Genomic DNA, 20,061 nt, shown 5'->3' with positions numbered 1-20,061 from the left:
GGTGACGGTCTTGAGGTTCGACGATTGAGTAACGGCCAACTGCCGCCCTGAGTGCCCCATGTGAGGCACACGTTAAAAGTTGGCAGTGCAGGCCACCTTACCCGCGAGACTGCCACCCTAGGAACGACCAACCGGGGATACCCCATTTGTGGGGTATCCCCGGTCGGGATCGCTCAAGTCATCGAGACGCCTGCTGTGTTCAGACGAGCTCGGTGACGGTACCGCCGGCGGCGGTGATCTTCTCCTTGGCGGAGCCGGAGACGGCGTCCACCGTCACCTGCAGCGCCACGGTGATCTCGCCCTGGCCGAGGACCTTGACGAGGCTGTTCTTGCGAACGGCACCCTTGGCCACCAGACCCTCGACGGTGACCTCGCCACCCTCGGGGTAGAGCGCGGCCAGCTTGTCGAGGTTCACGACCTGGAACTCGGTCTTGAACGGGTTCTTGAAGCCCTTCAGCTTCGGGAGACGCATGTGGAGGGGCATCTGGCCACCCTCGAAGCGCTCCGGAACCTGGTAACGGGCCTTCGTGCCCTTGGTACCACGACCGGCCGTCTTACCCTTCGACGCCTCACCACGACCGACACGGGTCTTGGCGGTCTTGGCGCCGGGGGCGGGACGGAGGTTGTGGATCTTGAGCGGGTTCTGCTCCGCCATGATCAGTCGACCTCCTCGACCGTCACGAGGTGGCGGACGGTGTGCACCATGCCGCGGAACTCGGGGCGGTCCTCCTTGACGACCTGCGTGTTGATGCCCTTGAGACCAAGGGAGCGCAGGGTGTCACGGTGGTTCTGCTTGCTGCCGATGTAGGACTTGACCTGCGTAATCTTGAGCTGCGCCATGATTACGCACCCGCCCCGGCACGCGCACGGAGAAGAGCCGCGGGAGCGACGTCCTCAAGGGGCAGACCGCGGCGGGCCGCGATCTCCTCGGGACGCTGCAGACCCTTCAGGGCCTCCACGGTCGCGTGCACGATGTTGATCGCGTTGTCGGAGCCGAGCGACTTCGACAGCACGTCGTGGATACCGGCGCACTCGAGCACGGCACGCACCGGGCCACCGGCGATAACACCGGTACCGGGGGACGCAGGCTTGAGCAGGACGACGCCGGCAGCCTTCTCACCCTGGATGGGGTGGGGGATGGTGCCCTGGATACGGGGGACCTTGAAGAAGTGCTTCTTGGCCTCCTCAACACCCTTGGCGATGGCGGCCGGCACCTCCTTGGCCTTGCCGTAACCGACACCCACGGTGCCATCGCCATCGCCCACTACGACGAGCGCAGTGAAGCTGAAGCGACGACCACCCTTCACAACCTTGGCGACGCGGTTGATCGCGACAACGCGCTCAACGTACGCGGTCTTCTCGGCGGCAGCTGCGCCGCCGTCACGGCCCTTCCGGTCCCGCCGCTCGCCGCCACCGGCACCGCCACCGCGGCGCTGGGGTCCAGCCATTGGATTTACCTCTCTCTTTTCCGCTAGCTACGAACGGCTCAGAACTTCAAGCCGGCTTCGCGGGCGGCGTCCGCCAGGGCGGCGATGCGCCCGGCGTACTGGTTGCCACCACGGTCGAACACGACGGCCTCGACACCGGCGGCCTTGGCACGCTCGGCGACCAGGGCGCCGACCTGCTTGGCCTGCGAGGACTTGTCGCCCTCGCCACCACGCACCGAGGTGTCCAGGGTGGACGCCGACGCCAGGGTGTGACCCTTGATGTCGTCGATCACCTGGGCCACGATGTGGCGGTTCGAGCGGGTAACGACCAGACGGGGACGCTCCGCCGTACCGGCGATCCGCTTGCGGATCCGGATGTGACGGCGCTTGATCGCGGCGCGCTTGTAGGCGTCGCCCTTCAGGATCTTCTGTCCGTATGCCATGGCTTACTTACCCGCCTTTCCGACCTTGCGGCGGATGACTTCGCCCTCGTACTTGACGCCCTTGGCCTTGTACGGGTCGGGCTTGCGCAGCTTGCGGATGTTGGCCGCAACCTCGCCGACCTTCTGCTTGTCGATGCCCTCGACCGAGAAACGGGTCGGAGCCTCGACCTTGAAGGTGATGCCCTCGGGGGCCTCGACGAGGATCGGGTGGCTGTAACCGAGCGCGAACTCGAGGTTCGAACCCTTGGCGGTCACGCGGTAACCGACACCGCTGATCTCGAGCTTCTTCACGTAACCCTGGGTCACGCCGGTGATCATGTTCGCCACCAGCGTGCGGGACAGGCCGTGCAGGGCCTTGTTCTGACGCTCGTCGTTGGGGCGGGTGACGTTCAGAACGCCGTCCTCACCCTTGGCGATGTCGATCGGCGCGGCAACGGTGTGGGTCAGCGAGCCCTTGGGGCCCTTGACCGAGACCGTACGGCCGTCGATGGTGACGTCCACGCCGGCGGGAACCGTGATGGGGAGCTTGCCAATACGCGACATAGCTGTTTCCTCCGTTCCCTTCCGCTACCAGACGTAGGCGAGGACTTCCCCACCCACGCCCTTCTTGCCGGCCTGCTTGTCGGTCAGGAGACCGTGCGACGTGGAGATGATCGCCACGCCGAGGCCACCGAGGACCTTGGGCAGGTTGGTGGACTTCGCGTACACCCGGAGACCGGGCTTGGAGATCCGCTTGATGCCCGCGATGGAGCGCTCACGGTTGGGGCCGAACTTCAGCTCCAGGACGAGGGACTTGCCGACCTCGGCGTCCTCGACCTTCCAGCCCGTGATGAAGCCCTCCTGCTGGAGGATCTCCGCGATGTGCGACTTGATCTTCGAGTGCGGCATCGCCACGGTGTCGTGGTATGCCGAGTTCGCGTTCCGCAGACGCGTGAGCATGTCTGCGATCGGATCAGTCATGGTCATGAATTGGCCTTCGGCCTCTCTCGCCGGGGTTTCCCGATGCGCCATCCCTCTCCCCGATCCGAGACGGGACGGGTGCGGCGCGGTGGACCTACGGCGTAGTAAGTCGTATGGGCGGCAGTCAGACGCCCAACCCTCCAAGCCTAAGCCATGAAGGGATGGGCATCCGACCGAGCCCGATGCTTACCGAGAGCTTCAGGAATCCCTAAATGCGGGGATTACCAGGAGCTCTTGGTCACGCCCGGCAGCTCGCCACGGTGAGCCATCTCACGAAGGCAGACGCGGCACAGGCCGAACTTGCGGTACACGGAGTGCGGACGGCCACAGCGCTGGCAGCGGGTGTAGCCACGCACACCGAACTTGGGCTTGCGAGCAGCCTTGGCAATCAGAGCCTTCTTCGCCATCTCGCTCACGCCTCCTTGAACGGGAAGCCGAGGTGACGAAGGAGCGCACGGCCCTCAGCGTCGTTGGTCGCCGTGGTCACCACGGTGATGTCCATACCCCGGGTACGGTCGATCTTGTCCTGGTCGATCTCGTGGAACATGACCTGCTCCGTGAGACCGAAGGTGTAGTTGCCACGGCCGTCGAACTGCTTGGGGGACAGGCCGCGGAAGTCGCGGATGCGCGGCAGCGCGAGCGACAGGGTGCGGTCCAGGAACTCCCACATGCGGTCGCCACGGAGCGTGACGTGGGCACCGATCGGCTGACCCTCACGCAGCTTGAACTGCGCGATGGACTTGCGGGCCTTGGTGACCTGCGGCTTCTGGCCGGTGATCGTGGTGAGGTCGCGGATGGCGCCCTCGATCAGCTTGGAGTCGCGGGCGGCGTCGCCCACACCCATGTTGACCACGATCTTGACGAGGCCGGGGATCTGCATGACGTTCTCGTACTTGAACTCGTCACGCAGCTTGCCCGCGATCTCCTCGCGGTACTTCGTCTTCAGACGCGGAGTGGTGGTGGTAGCCATCAGATGTCCTCACCCGTCCGCTTGGCAACGCGGATCTTGTTGCCTTCGTCGTCGAAGCGGTAACCGACACGCGTGACGACCTTGTTGCCGTCCTTCTCAACGACCAGCTGGACGTTGGAGACGTGGATCGGCGCCTCGGTCGTGACGATGCCGCCGGCCTGGGAACCGCGAGCGGTCGGACCGGCCTTGGTGTGCTTCTTGACCCGGTTGACACCCTCGACCAGGACACGCTCGTCGCGCGGGTAAGCGGCAATGACCTTGCCCTGCTTGCCCTTGTCCTTACCGGTGATGACCTGGACCAGGTCGCCCTTCTTGATCTTCATGCTTACAGCACCTCCGGCGCGAGCGAGATGATCTTCATGAACTTCTTCTCGCGCAGCTCACGGCCGACCGGGCCGAAGATGCGGGTGCCGCGAGGGTCGCCGTCGTTCTTCAGAATGACGGCGGCGTTCTCGTCGAAGCGGATGTACGAGCCGTCGGGACGGCGGCGCTCCTTGACGGTGCGAACGATGACCGCCTTGACGACGTCACCCTTCTTCACGTTGCCACCGGGGATCGCGTCCTTGACGGTGGCGACGATGACGTCACCGATGCCCGCGTAGCGGCGACCGGAGCCACCGAGCACACGGATGCAAAGGATCTCCTTCGCACCAGTGTTGTCGGCGACACGCAGTCGCGACTCCTGCTGGATCACGTCTATCTCCTGTTTGTCTGCCGGTTCCCGGCAGGGGCCGCCTCTTGCGAGGAGAGCCCCTGCCGAGCCTGGCGGAACTGACCTGCGGGATTACCCCCGCAGGAAATTACTTGGCCTTCTCGAGGATCTCGACGACGCGCCACCGCTTGGTGGCGGACAGCGGCCGGGTCTCCGCGAGGAGGACACGGTCGCCGACGCCGGCGGCGTTCTGCTCGTCGTGCGCCTTGAGCTTGTTCGTACGGCGGATGACCTTGCCGTACAGTGCGTGCTTGACGCGGTCCTCGACGGCGACGACGACGGTCTTGTCCATCTTGTCGCTGACGACGAGACCCTCGCGGGTCTTGCGGAAGCCGCGCGCCTCTGCGCCCGCGGCGGAGCCGCTGTTGTCTGCTGCAGTCACGTTGTTCTCGCTCATCAGGCGTTCTCCACCGTTTCGATGCCCAGCTCACGCTCGCGCATCAGGGTGTAGATCCGCGCGATGTCCTTGCGGACCGCCTTCAGACGGCCATGGTTCTCAAGCTGTCCGGTCGCCGCCTGGAAGCGGAGGTTGAACAGCTCTTCCTTGGCCTCGCGGAGCTTCGCCAGAAGCTCCTCGTTGCCCAGCTCGCGCAGCTCGGACGCCTTGGTACCGGCCGACATCACGCTTCACCTGCCTCGCGCTTGACGATCCGGCACTTCATCGGCAGCTTGTGGGCGGCGCGAGTCAGGGCCTCACGGGCGATCTTCTCGTTGGGGTACGACAGCTCGAACATGACGCGTCCGGGCTTGACGTTGGCGATCCACCACTCCGGCGAACCCTTACCGGAACCCATGCGGGTCTCGGCAGGCTTCTTGGTGAGGGGACGGTCCGGGTAGATGTTGATCCAGACCTTGCCGCCACGCTTGATGTGGCGGGTCATCGCGATACGAGCCGCCTCGATCTGGCGGTTCGTCACGTAGGCCGGGGTCAGCGCCTGGATGCCGTACTCGCCGAACGCAACCTGCGTGCCGCCCTTGGCAGCGCCGGAGCGCTTCGGGTGGTGCTGCTTGCGGTGCTTGACCCTACGGGGGATCAGCATGTCGGTCAGGCCTCCGTTCCGGTGCTCTCAGCCGGAGCGGCGGCGGGAGCCTCGGCCTTGGGGGCCTCGGAACCGGCAGCCTGCTGCGGCTTGCGACCGCGCCGCTCGCCACCACGGCCACCACGGGCCGGGCGGTCGGCACCGCCACGGGCCGGGCGGTTACCCGCACGGGCCGCAGCGTTCTCGGCGCGGACCTCGGCGATGTTCTTCACGTCGCCCTTGTAGATCCAGACCTTCACGCCGATGCGGCCGAAGGTCGTCTTGGCCTCGAAGAAGCCGTAGTCCACGTTCGCGCGGAGCGTGTGCAGGGGCACGCGGCCCTCGCGGTAGAACTCCGAGCGGGACATCTCGGCGCCACCGAGGCGGCCACCGCACTGGATCTTGATGCCCTTGGCGCCGGCCTTCATGGCGGACTGCATGCTCTTGCGCATGGCCCGACGGAAGGAGACGCGGGAGGAGAGCTGCTCGGCGACGGCCTGGGCCACCAGCTGAGCGTCGGTCTCCGGGTTCTTGACCTCGAGGATGTTCAGCTGGACCTGCTTGCCGGTCAGCTTCTCCAGGTCACCGCGGATGCGGTCGGCCTCGGCGCCGCGGCGGCCGATGACGATGCCGGGACGCGCGGTGTGGATGTCCACGCGGACACGGTCACGGGTGCGCTCGATCTCAACCTTCGAGATGCCGGCGCGCTCCATGCCGGACGTCATCATCCGACGGATGGCGACGTCTTCCTTGACGTAGTCCTTGTACAGCTTGTCGGCGTACCAACGCGACTTGAAGTCGGTCGTGACACCGAGCCGGAACCCATGCGGGTTTACCTTCTGGCCCATTACCGGGTTCCTTCCTTGCTGCTGACGACCACGGTGATGTGGCTGGTCCGCTTGCGGATCCGGTAGGCACGGCCCTGGGCGCGCGGACGGAACCGCTTCAGGGTCGGACCCTCGTCGACGTACGCCTCGGAGATGAAGAGGCTGTCGGCGTCGGTGTGGTCGTAGTTGTGCGCGGCGTTGGCGATGGCGCTGTCAAGCACCTTGCCGACGGGCACGGAGGCGGCCTGCGGAGCGAATCGCAGGACCGCCTGAGCCTCCGTGGCGTCCATGCCACGGATCAGGTCCACCACGCGGCGGGCCTTCATGGGCGTGACGCGGATGTACCGCGCCTGGGCCCTGGCTTCCATGGTTGTCCCTCTCAGTTACTTACGTGTCTGAATGCGATCCGCTGTTAGCGGCGCTTCGACTTCCGGTCGTCCTTGACGTGACCCCGGAAGGTGCGCGTCGGCGAGAACTCGCCGAGCTTGTGGCCGACCATCGACTCGGTGACGAACACCGGGATGTGGGTCTTGCCGTTGTGCACCGCGAGCGTGTGGCCGAGCATGGCCGGCACGATCATGGAGCGACGGGACCAGGTCTTGATGACGTTCTTGGTGCCGGCTTCGTTCTGGGCGTCCACCTTCTTGATCAGGTGGTCGTCGACGAAGGGCCCCTTCTTGAGACTGCGCGGCATCTAAACCCGCTCCTAGCGCTTCTTGTTCGTCTTGCGGCGGCGGACGATGTACTTGTTCGAAGCCTTCTTCGGCGAACGAGTACGACCCTCCTTCTGACCCCACGGGGAGACCGGGTGGCGACCACCGGAGGTCTTGCCCTCACCACCACCGTGCGGGTGGTCAACCGGGTTCATCGCCACACCGCGAACGGTCGGGCGGACGCCCAGCCAGCGCTTGCGGCCGGCCTTGCCCCAGTTGATGTTGCTCTGCTCGGCGTTGCCGACCTCGCCGACGGTGGCGCGGCAGCGCACGTCGACCAGGCGGATCTCACCGGAAGGCATGCGGAGGTGGGCCATCTGGCCCTCCTTCGCGAGCAGCTGCACGGAGGCACCGGCGGAGCGGGCGAACTTGGCGCCGCCACCGGGACGGAGCTCGATCGCGTGGATCGTGGTACCGACCGGGATGTTGCGGAGCGCCAGGTTGTTGCCCGGCTTGATGTCGGCCCCGGGACCGTTCTCGACGCGGTCACCCTGCGACAGGTTGCGCGGGGCGAGGATGTAGCGCTTCTCGCCGTCCGCGTAGTGCAGCAGCGCGATGCGCGCGGTGCGGTTGGGGTCGTACTCGATGTGCGCGACCTTCGCCGGCACGCCGTCCTTGTCGTGACGACGGAAGTCGATCACGCGGTAGGCGCGCTTGTGTCCGCCACCCTGGTGGCGAACGGTCACACGACCGGCGTTGTTACGGCCGCCCTTGCTGTGCAGGGGGCGGACCAGCGACTTCTCCGGCGTGGACCGCGTGACCTCGACGAAGTCGGCGACGCTGGAACCACGACGGCCCGGCGTAGTCGGCTTGTACTTGCGGATTCCCATTTCTCAGTCCTCGTCCGATATCGGACGATCCGACCCGCTTACGCGGTCGGACCGCCGAAGATGTCGATACGGTCGCCCTCGGCAAGGGTCACGATCGCGCGCTTGCTGTCGGCGCGCTTGCCGAAGCCCGTGCGGGTCCGCTTGCGCTTGCCCTGGCGGTTGATCGTGTTGACCCCGGTGACCTTGACCGAGAAGACCGCCTGGACGGCCTGCTTGATCTGGGTCTTGTTGGCGCTCGGGTCCACGACGAACGTGTACTTGCCCTCGTCGAGAAGCGCGTAGCTCTTCTCGGAGACGACCGGCTTGAGCAGGATGTCACGGGGGTCCGTGAACGACTTGCTCAGCGGGGTCTCGACGGTGTTCTTGCCCTCCGCGGCGTGGCGACGCGCCTTGGCGACGCGGGCGGCCTTGGCGGCCTTGGCGGCCTTGGAGGCAATGGCGGGGTGACGGATAGCCATCAGGCCTCGCTCCCTTCGGTGTCATTGGCCTTCGGGCCGGACACGAAGGACTCGAGAGCGGCCTGGGTGAAGACCACGTCGTCCGAGACGAGAACGTCGTACGTGTTCAGCTGGCCCGGCTCCAGGATGTGGACCTGGGGCAGGTTGCGGGCGGACAGCCACGCGGCCTCGTCGGCACGCTCGACGACCAGGAGCAGGTTCTTGCGCTCCGAGATCTTGCCGAACAGCGACTTCGCGGCCTTCGTCGAGGGGTTGTCACCCTCGATGACGCCGGAGACGACGTGGATGCGGTTGTTGCGGGCCCGGTCGGTGAGGGCGTGGCGCAGGGCCGCGGCCTTCATCTTCTTCGGGGTCCGCTGCGAGTAGTCACGCGGCACGGGACCGTGCACGACGCCACCACCGGCGAACTGCGGAGCGCGGGTCGAACCCTGACGGGCGCGGCCGGTGCCCTTCTGGCGGTAAGGCTTCTTGCCACCACCACGGACTTCGCCGCGGGTCTTGGTCTTGTGCGTGCCCTGACGGGCAGCGGCCAGCTGCGCGACGACGACCTGGTGAAGCAGCGGAACGCTGATCTTCTCTACGTCGAAGATCTCCGCGGGGAGCTCGACGGTACCGGCCTTGTCGCCCGCCGGCGAAAGGATGTCAACAGTGCTCATCGGTTACCTCAGGCCCCCTTGGCCGCGGTGCGGACCAGGACGAGGCCGCCGTTCGGACCGGGAACCGCGCCCTTGATGAGCAGCAGACCCTTCTCCGCGTCAACGGCGTGGACGGTCAGGTTCTGGGTGGTGACCCGCTCGTTGCCCATGCGACCCGCCATGCGGAGGCCCTTGAACACACGGCCCGGGGTGGCGCAGCCACCGATGGAACCGGGAGAGCGGTGCTTGCGCTGGGTGCCGTGCCCGGCGCCGAGTCCCTTGAAGTTGTGACGCTTCATGACACCGGCGAAGCCCTTGCCCTTGCTCTTGCCGGTCACGTCGACCTTGACGCCGGCCTCGAAGACCTCGGCGGTGACTTCCTGACCGAGCGTGTACTCGGAGGCGTCGGCCGTACGGATCTCGACGAGGTGGCGACGGGGGGTGACATCGGCCTTGGCGAAGTGGCCCTTGAGGGGCTTGTTCACCTTGCGCGGGTCGATCTCGCCGAACGCGATCTGGACGGACTCGTAGCCGTCGACGTCGTTCGTGCGGACCTGGGTGACGACGTTGGGGCCGGCCTTGACGACGGTGACCGGAACAACACGGTTGTTCTCGTCCCACACCTGCGTCATGCCGAGCTTCTCGCCCAGGATGCCCTTGATCTGCTTAGCCATTCTCAGATCACCGACCCTCAGAGCTTGATCTCGATGTCGACACCGGCCGGGAGGTCGAGTCGCATCAGGGAGTCAACGGTCTTGGGCGTCGGGTCGAGGATGTCGATCAGGCGCTTGTGCGTGCGCATCTCGAAGTGCTCGCGCGAGTCCTTGTACTTGTGCGGCGACTTGATGACGCAGTACACGTTCTTCTCAGTGGGCAGCGGCACCGGGCCCGCGACCGACGCACCAGTGCGGGTCACCGTCTCGACGATCTTCTTCGCCGAGGAGTCGATGACCTCGTGGTCGTAGGCCTTGAGCCGGATGCGGATCTTCTGTCCCGCCATGGCTACTCAGTAGTCCTGTCTCTTCTTACGCTCTGGAACCTGGTGTCCTGATCCCCATCCGCCGACCCACGCGGTCGGGCGTGTCGCGCTCCCGCTGACACAGATGTCCCTTGTTCGAACATCCCTCGTCCGGAAACACGGCCCTCGCGAACCGCAGGCCGGGGGCTAGGAGGCCCACCGGGTGCCTGGCCGGTGCCGCACTGACACTTCCCGGAAGATTCCCGTACGTCCGCCCCAGTGCTGCCCGCAGGCAGTTAGGGCGACGAGTACTGTGGGACTCGCTTCCGGTCCTCCCGGCGGGAGGCGCGCAGCATCAACACTCGACCGAGCAACTCGGACAGTCTGCCATATGGGGCAGGTGCTCCGCCAATCGAGCCGGAGAGAATACCCCGGGAGTGACGCAGGTCAAACGCGGGCAGCATCCCGGTCGGGCGTTTCCCCGCCATTGCCCGGCTTGCGCGTCGCGGGACGGGCCGGTTCGCGGTCCTGATCGGGCCCACACGCCGGGAGGTCCCACGTCGTGGTCAAGGTTCGGCTCGGACACGGCCGGCCCTCAAGGTCGACCGACCTTGAGGGAACGAAGCCGAGCCGGGCCGTCGCCTCCGGCGCGGTCGCGCTTGTTGGTCAGCTCCCCGAGGCGTACGCGACGAACTCCGCCCACGCCCGTGGGGCCAGCGCGAAGCGGGGACCGGCCTCGCGGTACTTGGAGTCACGGACGTGGACGGTGCCGGGGGTGGTGGCGACCTCGACGCAGGAGTCGCCCTCACTGCTGCTGCTGTAGCTGCTCTTGAACCACTCCGGCTCGGAGGCGGTGTCGTGGGTCATGTCTCCCCCAGCAGATGCTCGACGAAGGCCAGCGACTCACGCGGAGTGAGCGCCTGGGCACGGATGATGCCGTACCGCAGCTCAAGGATACGGAGGTGCTTGGGCTCGTGGACCGGTCGGCCGTGCGCCACCACGGGCGACCGCCCCACGGCCGAACCGTCGGCGAACTTCAGTACCTCAATGCCGCCCGCCAGCCCCGCGTGCTCCTCACGGTCCATCGGCATCACCTGAAGCTCGACGTTCCGCAACTGCGCCACCTCCGCCAGGTGTTCGAGCTGACGGCGGAGTGCCGCGCGCCCGCCGAGCGGACGCCGTAGGGACCACTCCTCCAGCACGAAGCTGATCTCGGGCGCCGGGTCCCGCTCGAAGACCGCCCCGCGGGCCACGCGCGCGGCGATGAACCGCTCCACCTCGTCCGAGCCGTACGCCGGACGGCGCATCAGGAGCAGCCCGCGCGCGTACTCCGGCGTCTGCAACAACCCGTGGATGTTCAGGGGGTCGTAGAGCTGGAGCTCGACGGCCTTCGCCTCCAGCTCGCCCAGCGCCCGCACCTTCCTCGGGTACCGGACCTTCTCCACGTCCTCCCGCATCGCGGAGATGAGCCCGCCCGCGTCCAGCACCTCGTCGGCCAGGTCCAGGTACTCGGGCCGGGGAATCCGCTTCCCGCCCTCGATCTTGTAGACCATGTCCTCGCCGTAGCCGACCCGCTGTCCGAACTCCCCGGCCCGCAGCCCCACCGTCTCCCTCCGCAGCCTCAGCTGCCGCCCCACGGTCGCCAGGACCGCGAGCCCCCACTCGTCGTCGGGATCCACCTCCCAGCCCGGCTCGTCCGCCTCGCCCTTGAGCCGTCCCGCCTCACCGTCGGTCATCGCGCCCCCTCCGTCGTGCCGCCGTGCCGTCGTGCCACAACGCCGCCCTACCCGCCCGCTCCGCCCCGACAAGCCCGGACAGCGCCGGACAGACACCGGACAGACACCGGACAGTCACCCAACGCGACGGCGTGATCGCTCTCAGAGTAGGGGGAGTCGGTCACGCTGGGTGACCGTTTCCGGAGGTTCGTAGGGCGCCGCCGAGCGTCGGCGCGCCGGAACGCGGGTCACCGCGTCCCGGTACCCCGGGGCACGGCCGCACGCGCGGTCAAAAGCTTTTTCAACGGCCCGGGGGACATACCGACCCCACCCAACCCAACCGATCCCCTTCATCAACCCTGGTCACTCGGACGGGTGATGATCCCCAACTCGGCTGGTTTTCCGCCCGGTTCACTGCCATATGCTCGCGGCAACCACAACCGCAGACATGCGACGGCCCCCGCCGGGACGGCAATCCCAGTGCGAGGGCCTGACCACCGAGGAAGGCAACAACTTCCTGATGGACACCCAGAACCTTAGCGCGCCCGCCTGCGCTCGACCGCTGAATCCGCGCGGTATCACCCACATCAACACCCCGCACCGGACGCGCTGCACCGTCGTCGGTGACCACCTCTCGCAACACCAGCGGCTCTCCCTCACCGCGATCGGCCTCGCCCTGCACATCCAGTCGCTGCCGGAGGAGACCCTCGTCGACATCAAGAGCCTCTCCGCCCGCTTCGCCGAGGGCGAGGCTCGTATCGCCTCCGCCCTGAGGGAGTTGAAGGCCCATGGCTATCTGGCCCAGGTGCGCACAAGGCTCCCCAACGGCCAGATCATCACGCACACGGTGTCGTACAACCAGCCCCTCGCCCAGGCCCGGCACCCCGAGGCCGGGAACACTCCGGACCCCGCACCCAGGAGGCTTCCGCCTCCGCCCACCCCGCGTACGCACGTCCCCGAGCCCTCGGCCGGGCCCCTCCACGAGCCCGCACCGGCAACCGGGCCGAAGCCTTCGGCGCCACCCCGGCCGACAGCCTCGGAGACACCCCTGCGCAAGCCCGCGCCCATGCCCACGCCCATGCCCACGTCCATGCCCACGTCCATGCCCGTGCCCAAACCCCAGCTCCCCGCACCCCAGACCCCCGACGCCGACCGGGAGCGCACGGCCGCCGACCTGCTCGCCACCCTCCAGAACGTCGACCCGCGCCTCCTCCTCTCCGAGCGCGCCGTCCGTCGCCTCGCCCCGGCCGTCGCCACCTGGCTCGAACGCGGGGCACGCCCCGAGGCCGTACGGCACGCGCTGAGCGCCGACCTGCCGCAGCCCCTCCGCAATCCGGCGGCGCTGCTCGCCCACCGGCTGGCCGACCTCCTCCCGCCCCCGGCGCCGTCCGGCCCGGATCCCGCCGCGCCCGGCACCAAGGGCACGATGATCAACTGCAACGGCTGCGACCGGGGCTTCCGGTCACCGGTGGAGGGCGCCCACTGCCGCGACTGCCGCGCGGCCGGCCTCCCCCACCCCGGGCGCCCGTAACTGGTCCATACCAGCCCCTTGCCCTCGCCCCTCCGGCCCAGCAAGCTCCCTGTATGGAGCTGGAGTTGCGGCATCTGAGGACCATCCGGACGATCGCCGACGCGGGCAGCCTCACCCGGGCCGCCACCGCTCTCGGGCTCGCCCAGCCCGCCCTGAGCGCACAGCTCAAGCGCATCGAACGGGCCCTGGGCGGCGCCCTGTTCGAGCGAGGCCGACACGGAGTACGCGCCACCCCGCTCGGCGAACTCGTGCTGGAGCGGACCCGGGTCGTCCTGCCCGCCGTCTCCGAGCTGCAACGGGAGGCGACGCGGTTCGCGCGGGCGCACCAGGCGCCGGAGCGGCTACGGCTCGGCGGTACGCACGGACCGCTCCTCGGAGCGCTGGTGGACCGGCTCGCCGAGGCGGCCCCCGGTGCCGCCGTCACCACCCGCGCCTCCTGGTCCGAGCGGGAGCTGGCCGAGCAACTCACCGAAGGGCGGCTCGACTTCGCCCTCACCGGCACCTGCGGCTCCGCCACTCCGCCGGGTGCCGGGCACCTCGTATGGCGGGAGATCGCCGTGGACCCGGTCTTCGTCATGCTCGCCGAGGGCCACCCGCTCGCCCGCGGCCCGGAGATCGGCCTGGCCGCCCTCGCCGACGAGGAGTGGGCCTGTGTCCCCGGCGACGGCTGCTTCGCCGAGTGCTTCACCGCGGCCTGCGCCCGCGCCGGCTTCAGCCCGCGCCGGATGTACGAGACGGACACCTCCTCCGTCGTCCACCTCGTGCAGGTCGGCCGGGCGGTCGGCCTGTGCCGGGCCTCCTTCCCCACCACACCGGGCATCACCACCCGCCCCCTCACCGGCACTCCCCTGGTCTGGCGCCATCTGCTGGGCTGGCACCCGGCGACCCAGCAGCCGGACACCGCGGCGACGGTCCTGGCGCAGGCCCGCAGCGCCCACGCGGGAACGGCGGCCCGCAGCGCGACGTACACGGACTGGCTGGCCGAGCGGTCCGAACGCCCCTGAACCGGCGCCCTCTCCCCCTGCCCCACGTTCCATAACGCCGGGGCAGGGGGTCGGCTGACGTCTTATGCCCCTCGCACGGCCCTCCCTACGGTTTCGGCACGCTCCGCACTGCCCCACTCCCCGCACCACCCACCGGAGCACCCACCGCACCACCCACCGAAACCGACTCCGAGGAGACCTCCCCATGCTCCAACGACTCACCAGACCCGCCCGAGCGGCGGGCGCCGCCGCGGTGGCGGCCGGTGCACTGCTCGTGGCCGGGCTCAGCGGCTCCGCGAGCGCCGGCACCGAACCCGCCGCCACCGCGGCGGACACCTCCCGGGCCGCCGAGGTCCCGTCCGCACTCCTCCACGCCATGCAACGGGACCTCGGCATCGACTCCGCGCAGGCCCGGACCCGTCTCGCGAACGAGGCCGAGGCGGGCGCGACCGCGGGCCGGCTGCGCCTGGCACTCGGCAAGGACTTCGCGGGCGCCTGGGTGCGCGGCGCGGAGTCGGCCACGCTGACCGTGGCGACGACGGACGCCTCCGACGTACGAGCGATCGAGGCGGCCGGCGCGACCGCGACCGTCGTACGCCACTCCCTCGCCGACCTGGACGCGGCCAAGGCCCGCCTGGACCGTACGGCGGCGCGACGGGCGACCACCGACACCCCCGTCTGGTACGTCGACGTGCGCGGCAACGCGCTCGTGGTGGAGGCGGTACGTCCGTCCGCCGGGCGCGCGCTGCTCAAGGCCGCCCGCGTGGACGGCGCCCTCGCCCGCTTCGTGAAGTCGGCCGAGCAGCCGCGCCCGCTGTACGACCTGCGCGGCGGCGACGCGTACTACATCGGCAGCGGCTCGCGCTGCTCCGTCGGCTTCGCCGTCACGCGGGGCACCACGCAGGGCTTCGCCACGGCCGGCCACTGCGGCCGGACCGGGAACAGCACCACCGGCTTCAACCGGGTCGCGCAGGGCACCTTCCAGGCGTCGGTCTTCCCCGGCAACGACATGGCGTGGGTGGCGGCGAACTCCAGCTGGACGGCGACCCCGAACGTCGCCGGGTCCAGCGTCCAGGTCGCCGGTTCGACGCAGGCCCCGGTCGGTTCCTCCGTGTGCCGCTCCGGGTCCACCACGGGCTGGCACTGCGGCACGATCCAGCAGCTGAACACCAGCGTCACCTACCCGGAGGGCACCATCTCCGGGGTCACCCGGACCAGCGTGTGCGCGGAGCCGGGCGACTCGGGCGGCTCCTACATCTCCGGCAGCCAGGCCCAGGGCGTCACCTCGGGCGGCTCGGGCAACTGCACCAGCGGCGGGACCACGTACTTCCAGCCGCTCAACCCGATCCTCCAGGCGTACGGCCTCACCCTGAAGACCACGACGAGCGGTCCCGGGGAGCCCGGGGAGCCCGGCGGCGGGACCTGGGCGGCCGGCACGGTCTACCAGGCCGGCGCCACGGTGACGTACGGCGGCGTCACCTACCGCTGTCTCCAGTACCACCAGGCGCAGGCCGGGTGGGAGCCCCCGAACGTCCCCGCGCTGTGGCAGCGCGCCTGACCACCTGACCGGGGGAAGCGGGGGAACCGAGCCCGGGTGCGCCCTGACGCGCGCCCGGGCTCACCCGTTCCCGGGCGGCGCCGGCTCCGTCGCGATCACCCGCCGCACCTGCCACCGCGCCTCCTCCCAACGGGCCCGCCGGTTCACCTCCCGCAGATCCTCACCGTCCCCGGCCCGCTCGGAGTGCCGCCGGGCTACGAAGGACTGGGCCGTCTTGGCGATGTACGGGGCGTCCACGCTGACCCGCCCGGCCCTGCTGTAGACCCCGGCCTCGATCAACATGTCCTGACAGGCCAGCCGTACGGCGGAGTCCAGAAGGTTCCTGTCGTCGGAGTGGCCTGGATCGCTCCACGCCTCCTCGGCGAAGGCGTCGTGGGCACGGAGCAGCCGGTCGTCCGCCCGGCCGAGCCGGATCGCCTGACGGGCTGCGGCCACATACTCCTCGCACACCGAACAGAGCCCGTCGGTCAGGGGCTCCACGGCATGCTCCGCGAAATCAAGAGCCAGCTCGGCACCCCGGCGCTCATCGACCTTCTCGAGCAACTGGACGAGCAACCTCGGCAAAATGATCATCAGTTGTTCCATGCTCCTCGGCCACGACTCATCAGATCCAGCAGCTTCGGGGTGTCGCCCGACCCGGTGATCAGCCGCTTCGGGTCCGTGATGCCGACGTGCCGGGCCGCGGTCGCGGCGTTCTTCAACTGCTGCCCCGCGTTGCCGCCGCCCATCTTGTGGTCGACGACGAACGCCACGAGGTTCTTGGGATCGGAGCGATCCACCACCATGAAGTCCCCCTGGAACTTCTCGCCGTGCGTCCGGTAGATCTGGAGATTGGGGCGCTTGGCCGCGAGCTGCTTCACGAAGTCCGCCTCGGCCGGGCTCAGATGGTACGCCCCGGGCAGCTGCTGGCCCGGCTTGATCCGGATCGGGTCGTAGGGCGAGAGACCGAACGGGTCCGCCCCGGTCAACGGGTTGTCGACGTAGGTGACCGGGTTGGGCGCGGGGAACAGTCCGAGGGGGTCGGTGCTGAGGTAGCGGCCCGTCTCGGGGTCGTAGTGCCGGTGCAGGTTGTAGTGGTGACCGGTCTCCAGGTCGTGGTACTGCCCCGGGAAACGCAGGGGCGTGTACGCGGTGGCGTCCTGGTTCCACGAGGTGCCGCCCCACACCGTCGCCGTGCGCCGCCAGGCGACCGCTCCGCTCTCGTCGACGAGTTCCGTCGGGGTGCCGACGAGGTCCGTGACGATGGCGTAGAAGCGGCTGTCGTACCGCTGCTGCGAGTCCCCGGTCAGGTCCTTGAAACGGTCAGTCTGCGCCAGGGGCACCAGGCCGTCCTCATCGAACTCCCAGGTCTGGATCTGGGCGACCGGCCACTTGCGGTCCACCGCCGCCTGCTCGACGAGCGTGCCCTCGTGCCAGGTGAACGCGGTCTCCTCCAGCACGGTCCCGTCGGGGCCGACGTGTCGCTTGGCGATACGGCGGCCGAGGGGGTCGTAGCGGTAGGTCCAGTGCGTGCCGTCGGGGACCGTGACCCCGGTCAACTGGTCCTGGGCGTTCCAGGTGTACCGCCACACGTCGGGCTTGCGGGACAGCCGCGGTCGACGCCGTACGGTGGGGCGCCCGGCCGCGTCGCGCTCGTAGCAGACCTGCCCGGCGGTGACGAGGTCTGCTCCCTCGTACACGCGCGGCCCCATGGCCTCCGCGCCCGCGTGACCGGGCGACCAGGCCGCGTCCGTCTGGTTGCCGAGCGCGTCGTACGTGTAGGACTCGGACCAGTCGGGGCCGTGCGCCTCGGTGACCCGACCCGCGCGGTCCACGGTGTACCGCGCGTCCCCCGCCGCGAGCAGCGCTCCGTCCGGCCGCCAGTCGTAGCTCTGCCGTGCCGGCGCGGCCCGGCCCGCGCCACTCCACTCACGGATCAGCGGCCTGTCCGCCACGTCCCAGCGCTGCGCCAGGCGCAGGGCCGCGCCCCACTCACGGGCGGTCTCCCGGCCCGCTCCGTCGTACGTCGAGGCGATCCGGCGCTCACCCGCTCTGACCTCGGTCCGTCGGCCCAGCTCGTCGAACACGTACGTGGTCCGGGCGCCGGCCGGGGTCCGCCGCCCGAGGCATTGGCCCACCGCGTCGTAGGTCAGCCGCAGGGTGCGGCCGTCGACGGTCTCGGAGAGCAGGCGTCCGACCGGATCGTGGGTGCGGGTGAGTTCCCCGTCGGCCCAGACCGCGCGGATCAGGCGGCCTTCCGGGTCGTAGGTGAACTCGTGGCGCTCCCCGTCGGCTTCCTTCGTGATCAGCCGGCCCATGACATCGCGGACGTACCGGATGGCATCACCGGTGGCGGTCTCGCGCTCCGTCACCCGGCCGGCCGAGTCGTAGGCGTAGCGAACCGTGCGGCCACCGAAGTCCGACTCCGCGGCGAGGCGCCCGGCGGGGTCGTAGGCGTAGTCCCAGGTGTTCCCGAGCGCGTTGGTCACCCGGGTCAGCCTGAGCGAGGGGTCGTAGGTGAACTCGGTGCGGGACCCGTCCGGGTCCGTGCGGGCGCTGAGGAGGTCGAAGTGGGTGTACTCGTAGTGCGCCGCGCCCCCTGCCGGGTTGGTGTGGCTGAGGCAGTTGCCCTCGACGTCGTACGTCCACGACTGGACCGCTCCGTCGGGGCGGGCGAAGCGGATCAGACGGCCTTCCGGGTCCCAGCTCCAGCTGGTCGTCGCGCCCAGCGGATCGGTCTCGGAGACCCTGCGGCCGAAGCGGTCACGTTCGATGAGGGTACGGCCGTCGAGCGGGTCGACCACTTCGGTGACGAGTCCCGCCTCGTCGCAGACCATGTCCGTGGTACGGCCGAGCGCGTCGGTGAACGCGACGAGTCGTCCCCGGTCGTCGTAGCGGAAGTGGCTGGTGGCGCCCGCGGGGTCGGTGAGCGTCAGCCCGTTGCCGCGTTCGTCGTACGTCCGGGCCCAGACACCTCCGTCGGGCATCACCGTCTCCGTCGGCATGCCTGTCGTGTCGTAGGCGACCGTGATCCGGCCCCCGTCGGGCTGGTGGACCCGGAGCGGACGGCCGAGTGCGTCGTTGTCGTACGCGGTGACCGCGCCAAGTGCGTCGGTCTGCGAGGTGACGTGATGGTGCTCGTCATAGCCGGTTCGCGTGGTGTGACCGAGCGGGTCGATCTCCGCGACGACCTGGCTCAGGTCGTTGACGACAAACCGGCTGACCGCACCTTCCGCGGTGGTCAGGGTGGTCAGACGACAGCCGGGCCAGTCCGGTGCTGTGCCGTCGTAGGCGAGCGTGATGGCGATGTGGCCGGCCTCGCCAGCCTCCGCGACACAGCGGTCCCGGTCGTCGTAGGCGTAGGCGTAGCTGCTGTCGTTGCTGTCGGTCCAGGAAGTGACGCGCAGGCGGTCGTCATAGGTGAGACGCAGCGGCAGCCCGGCGAAGTTGGCCACCTCGGTGAGGTTGCCGTCGAGGTACCCGTAGCGCCGGAGGAGGGTGTCCGTGCCGTCCTCTCCGGCACCGGCCAGGCTCAGGGTGGTGATGAGACCGTCCTCGACGGTGAGCTTGAGGTGGTAGCCGCCCGAATGGCGCAGGGCCAGCGGGGCGCCCTGGTCGTCGTACTCGAAGGTGATCGCGTGCTGGTTGCGGTCGGTGATACGGACGACCTGGGCTGTGCCGTCCTCGGGTCGGTGGAAGTGGCGGACCCAGCCGGTCACGGGGTCGTCGACGCGGTAGCCGCCGTCCTCCAACCGGGTCAGTTCCAGCCGCGGGCCGGCCACGGGCAGCACGGGTACGTGCGGGGCCGCGGGGTGGGGATAGGCGAGCAGCAGGCCGTCCTCGGTGACGAAGACGACGCCGGTCTCGTCGATTTCGAGGCGCTGGTCGACGGTGGAGGCCCAGGTGGGCCCGAACCACCATCCGCACCGGTAGTCGGAGGCGACCCGGCGGGTGAAGAGGAGGGGGAGCAGTCCGGGCAGTTCCACGTCCCGCTGCGGCAGGAACATCGCACCCGTGGCCATGTCGACGGGGTCGCTGCCCTTGGAACGAACGACCTTGCTCAGCCGGTTGTACGCGCCCTTCGCTCCGTCGGTGATCATGCCGCGGGCGCTCTTGCCCAGCCCGCGCAGACCCGCCGCCATGCCCTTGAGACCCTTGAGGCCCTTGAGCCCCCTGGCCAGCCCGCCGAGGGTGGTCAGACCCTTCATACCGGGTATGCACTCCAGTGCGGCGAACGCGACGTCCCACAGCGATGCCCGGCCCTGCGAGTACTTATAGAGCGTGTCCGCGAGCAGCACCAACGCCGCCACCAGCACGATCGCCGCGAGAATCGGACCACCGAT

At 69.0% G+C, this 20,061-nt stretch carries 28 protein-coding genes; 3 read left to right on the top strand and 25 right to left on the bottom strand.

Annotated features, from left to right (window positions below):
* Nucleotides 1-199: 199 nt before the first annotated feature.
* The 23 genes from rplO to AB0E07_RS31985 all read right to left on the bottom strand — a co-directional run bounded on the left by rplO (nucleotide 200) and on the right by AB0E07_RS31985 (nucleotide 11,688).
* Nucleotides 200-655, bottom strand: coding sequence for a 50S ribosomal protein L15 (gene rplO / locus AB0E07_RS32095; RefSeq protein WP_351930997.1), 456 nt, complete (start codon nucleotides 653-655; stop codon nucleotides 200-202).
* Nucleotides 656-657: 2 nt separating this feature from the next.
* Nucleotides 658-840 carry a 50S ribosomal protein L30 gene (gene rpmD / locus AB0E07_RS32090; RefSeq protein WP_003974250.1) on the bottom strand — a complete coding sequence of 61 codons (183 nt, stop codon included), beginning with the start codon at nucleotides 838-840 and terminating at the stop codon, nucleotides 658-660.
* A 2-nt stretch (nucleotides 841-842) separates the two neighbouring features.
* Nucleotides 843-1,448, bottom strand: a complete 606-nt coding sequence (rpsE, locus tag AB0E07_RS32085) for a 30S ribosomal protein S5 (RefSeq protein WP_009190144.1) — start codon at nucleotides 1,446-1,448, stop codon at nucleotides 843-845.
* A 38-nt stretch (nucleotides 1,449-1,486) separates the two neighbouring features.
* Nucleotides 1,487-1,870: a 50S ribosomal protein L18 gene (gene rplR, locus AB0E07_RS32080; RefSeq protein WP_351930998.1), complete on the bottom strand. Its 384-nt coding sequence runs from the start codon at nucleotides 1,868-1,870 to the stop codon at nucleotides 1,487-1,489.
* A 3-nt stretch (nucleotides 1,871-1,873) separates the two neighbouring features.
* Entirely contained in the window at nucleotides 1,874-2,413 is a 540-nt protein-coding gene (rplF, locus tag AB0E07_RS32075) for a 50S ribosomal protein L6 (RefSeq protein ID WP_362260013.1), read from the bottom strand.
* Between the two features lie 24 nt (nucleotides 2,414-2,437).
* Nucleotides 2,438-2,836, bottom strand: coding sequence for a 30S ribosomal protein S8 (gene rpsH, locus AB0E07_RS32070; RefSeq protein ID WP_053759511.1), 399 nt, complete (start codon nucleotides 2,834-2,836; stop codon nucleotides 2,438-2,440).
* Nucleotides 2,837-3,051: 215 nt separating this feature from the next.
* Entirely contained in the window at nucleotides 3,052-3,237 is a 186-nt protein-coding gene (locus AB0E07_RS32065) for a type Z 30S ribosomal protein S14 (protein WP_003948630.1), read from the bottom strand.
* A 5-nt stretch (nucleotides 3,238-3,242) separates the two neighbouring features.
* Nucleotides 3,243-3,800, bottom strand: a complete 558-nt coding sequence (gene rplE, locus AB0E07_RS32060; RefSeq protein ID WP_189958138.1) for a 50S ribosomal protein L5 — start codon at nucleotides 3,798-3,800, stop codon at nucleotides 3,243-3,245.
* Nucleotides 3,800-4,123, bottom strand: coding sequence for a 50S ribosomal protein L24 (gene rplX, locus AB0E07_RS32055; protein WP_053674523.1), 324 nt, complete (start codon nucleotides 4,121-4,123; stop codon nucleotides 3,800-3,802). The genes rplE and rplX overlap by 1 nt, the downstream gene beginning before the upstream one ends.
* Before the next feature lie 2 nt (nucleotides 4,124-4,125).
* Complete coding sequence (gene rplN, locus AB0E07_RS32050; RefSeq protein WP_003998823.1) at nucleotides 4,126-4,494, bottom strand: 50S ribosomal protein L14; 369 nt, start codon at nucleotides 4,492-4,494, stop codon at nucleotides 4,126-4,128.
* Between the two features lie 106 nt (nucleotides 4,495-4,600).
* On the bottom strand, nucleotides 4,601-4,909 hold the full coding sequence (gene rpsQ / locus AB0E07_RS32045) for a 30S ribosomal protein S17 (RefSeq protein WP_362260009.1): 309 nt from the start codon (nucleotides 4,907-4,909) through the stop codon (nucleotides 4,601-4,603).
* Nucleotides 4,909-5,133 (bottom strand): 50S ribosomal protein L29, encoded by a 225-nt coding sequence (gene rpmC / locus AB0E07_RS32040; protein ID WP_007494763.1) that lies wholly within the window; start codon nucleotides 5,131-5,133, stop codon nucleotides 4,909-4,911. The genes rpsQ and rpmC overlap by 1 nt, the downstream gene beginning before the upstream one ends.
* Nucleotides 5,133-5,552, bottom strand: coding sequence for a 50S ribosomal protein L16 (gene rplP, locus AB0E07_RS32035; RefSeq protein ID WP_009327094.1), 420 nt, complete (start codon nucleotides 5,550-5,552; stop codon nucleotides 5,133-5,135). The genes rpmC and rplP overlap by 1 nt, the downstream gene beginning before the upstream one ends.
* A gap of 5 nt (nucleotides 5,553-5,557) precedes the next feature.
* Nucleotides 5,558-6,379 carry a 30S ribosomal protein S3 gene (gene rpsC, locus AB0E07_RS32030; RefSeq protein ID WP_015658463.1) on the bottom strand — a complete coding sequence of 274 codons (822 nt, stop codon included), beginning with the start codon at nucleotides 6,377-6,379 and terminating at the stop codon, nucleotides 5,558-5,560.
* Nucleotides 6,379-6,726, bottom strand: coding sequence for a 50S ribosomal protein L22 (rplV, locus tag AB0E07_RS32025; RefSeq protein ID WP_003974262.1), 348 nt, complete (start codon nucleotides 6,724-6,726; stop codon nucleotides 6,379-6,381). Before rplV ends, rpsC begins: the two co-directional genes overlap by 1 nt.
* Before the next feature lie 44 nt (nucleotides 6,727-6,770).
* Nucleotides 6,771-7,052 (bottom strand): 30S ribosomal protein S19, encoded by a 282-nt coding sequence (rpsS, locus tag AB0E07_RS32020; protein WP_003992359.1) that lies wholly within the window; start codon nucleotides 7,050-7,052, stop codon nucleotides 6,771-6,773.
* A 12-nt stretch (nucleotides 7,053-7,064) separates the two neighbouring features.
* Nucleotides 7,065-7,901 carry a 50S ribosomal protein L2 gene (gene rplB, locus AB0E07_RS32015; protein WP_028805741.1) on the bottom strand — a complete coding sequence of 279 codons (837 nt, stop codon included), beginning with the start codon at nucleotides 7,899-7,901 and terminating at the stop codon, nucleotides 7,065-7,067.
* A gap of 38 nt (nucleotides 7,902-7,939) precedes the next feature.
* The gene (gene rplW, locus AB0E07_RS32010; RefSeq protein ID WP_351931000.1) at nucleotides 7,940-8,359 is read right to left on the bottom strand and encodes a 50S ribosomal protein L23; all 420 of its coding nucleotides are present in this window, start codon (nucleotides 8,357-8,359) and stop codon (nucleotides 7,940-7,942) included.
* Nucleotides 8,359-9,015 carry a 50S ribosomal protein L4 gene (gene rplD / locus AB0E07_RS32005; protein ID WP_362260005.1) on the bottom strand — a complete coding sequence of 219 codons (657 nt, stop codon included), beginning with the start codon at nucleotides 9,013-9,015 and terminating at the stop codon, nucleotides 8,359-8,361. Before rplD ends, rplW begins: the two co-directional genes overlap by 1 nt.
* A gap of 8 nt (nucleotides 9,016-9,023) precedes the next feature.
* Complete coding sequence (rplC, locus tag AB0E07_RS32000) at nucleotides 9,024-9,668, bottom strand: 50S ribosomal protein L3 (RefSeq protein WP_062706771.1); 645 nt, start codon at nucleotides 9,666-9,668, stop codon at nucleotides 9,024-9,026.
* A 17-nt stretch (nucleotides 9,669-9,685) separates the two neighbouring features.
* A complete protein-coding gene (gene rpsJ, locus AB0E07_RS31995) occupies nucleotides 9,686-9,994 on the bottom strand; it encodes a 30S ribosomal protein S10 (protein WP_003948644.1) in 309 nt (102 codons plus the stop codon).
* 624 nt (nucleotides 9,995-10,618) lie between these two features.
* The gene (locus AB0E07_RS31990; protein WP_362260003.1) at nucleotides 10,619-10,819 is read right to left on the bottom strand and encodes a DUF397 domain-containing protein; all 201 of its coding nucleotides are present in this window, start codon (nucleotides 10,817-10,819) and stop codon (nucleotides 10,619-10,621) included.
* On the bottom strand, nucleotides 10,816-11,688 hold the full coding sequence (locus AB0E07_RS31985) for a helix-turn-helix transcriptional regulator (protein WP_362260001.1): 873 nt from the start codon (nucleotides 11,686-11,688) through the stop codon (nucleotides 10,816-10,818). Before AB0E07_RS31985 ends, AB0E07_RS31990 begins: the two co-directional genes overlap by 4 nt.
* A 427-nt stretch (nucleotides 11,689-12,115) precedes the next feature.
* Here AB0E07_RS31985 and AB0E07_RS31980 point away from each other — a divergent pair, with 427 nt between their 5' ends.
* From AB0E07_RS31980 to AB0E07_RS31970, 3 genes are all read left to right on the top strand, one after another.
* Complete coding sequence (locus tag AB0E07_RS31980) at nucleotides 12,116-13,198, top strand: helix-turn-helix domain-containing protein (protein ID WP_362259999.1); 1,083 nt, start codon at nucleotides 12,116-12,118, stop codon at nucleotides 13,196-13,198.
* A gap of 53 nt (nucleotides 13,199-13,251) precedes the next feature.
* Nucleotides 13,252-14,202, top strand: coding sequence for a LysR family transcriptional regulator (locus AB0E07_RS31975; RefSeq protein ID WP_362259997.1), 951 nt, complete (start codon nucleotides 13,252-13,254; stop codon nucleotides 14,200-14,202).
* Nucleotides 14,203-14,386: 184 nt separating this feature from the next.
* A complete protein-coding gene (locus AB0E07_RS31970) occupies nucleotides 14,387-15,739 on the top strand; it encodes a carbohydrate-binding protein (RefSeq protein ID WP_362259995.1) in 1,353 nt (450 codons plus the stop codon).
* A 60-nt stretch (nucleotides 15,740-15,799) separates the two neighbouring features.
* Here the strand turns inward: AB0E07_RS31970 and AB0E07_RS31965 are convergent, their stop codons facing one another.
* Together AB0E07_RS31965 and AB0E07_RS31960 are read right to left on the bottom strand one after the other, a co-directional pair.
* Nucleotides 15,800-16,312 (bottom strand): hypothetical protein, encoded by a 513-nt coding sequence (locus tag AB0E07_RS31965; RefSeq protein WP_362259993.1) that lies wholly within the window; start codon nucleotides 16,310-16,312, stop codon nucleotides 15,800-15,802.
* Nucleotides 16,312-20,061, bottom strand: a 3,750-nt coding sequence (locus AB0E07_RS31960) for a DUF6531 domain-containing protein (protein WP_362259991.1), incomplete at its 5' end; no start/stop codon positions are given. The genes AB0E07_RS31965 and AB0E07_RS31960, both read right to left, overlap by 1 nt.

Origin of the sequence: Streptomyces sp. NPDC048002 (assembly GCF_040653275.1) — a bacterium.
In the GTDB taxonomy this organism is placed as follows: domain Bacteria; phylum Actinomycetota; class Actinomycetes; order Streptomycetales; family Streptomycetaceae; genus Streptomyces.
Note: the sequence above shows the minus strand (reverse complement) of the source record. Positions and strands in the feature narration are given on the sequence as shown.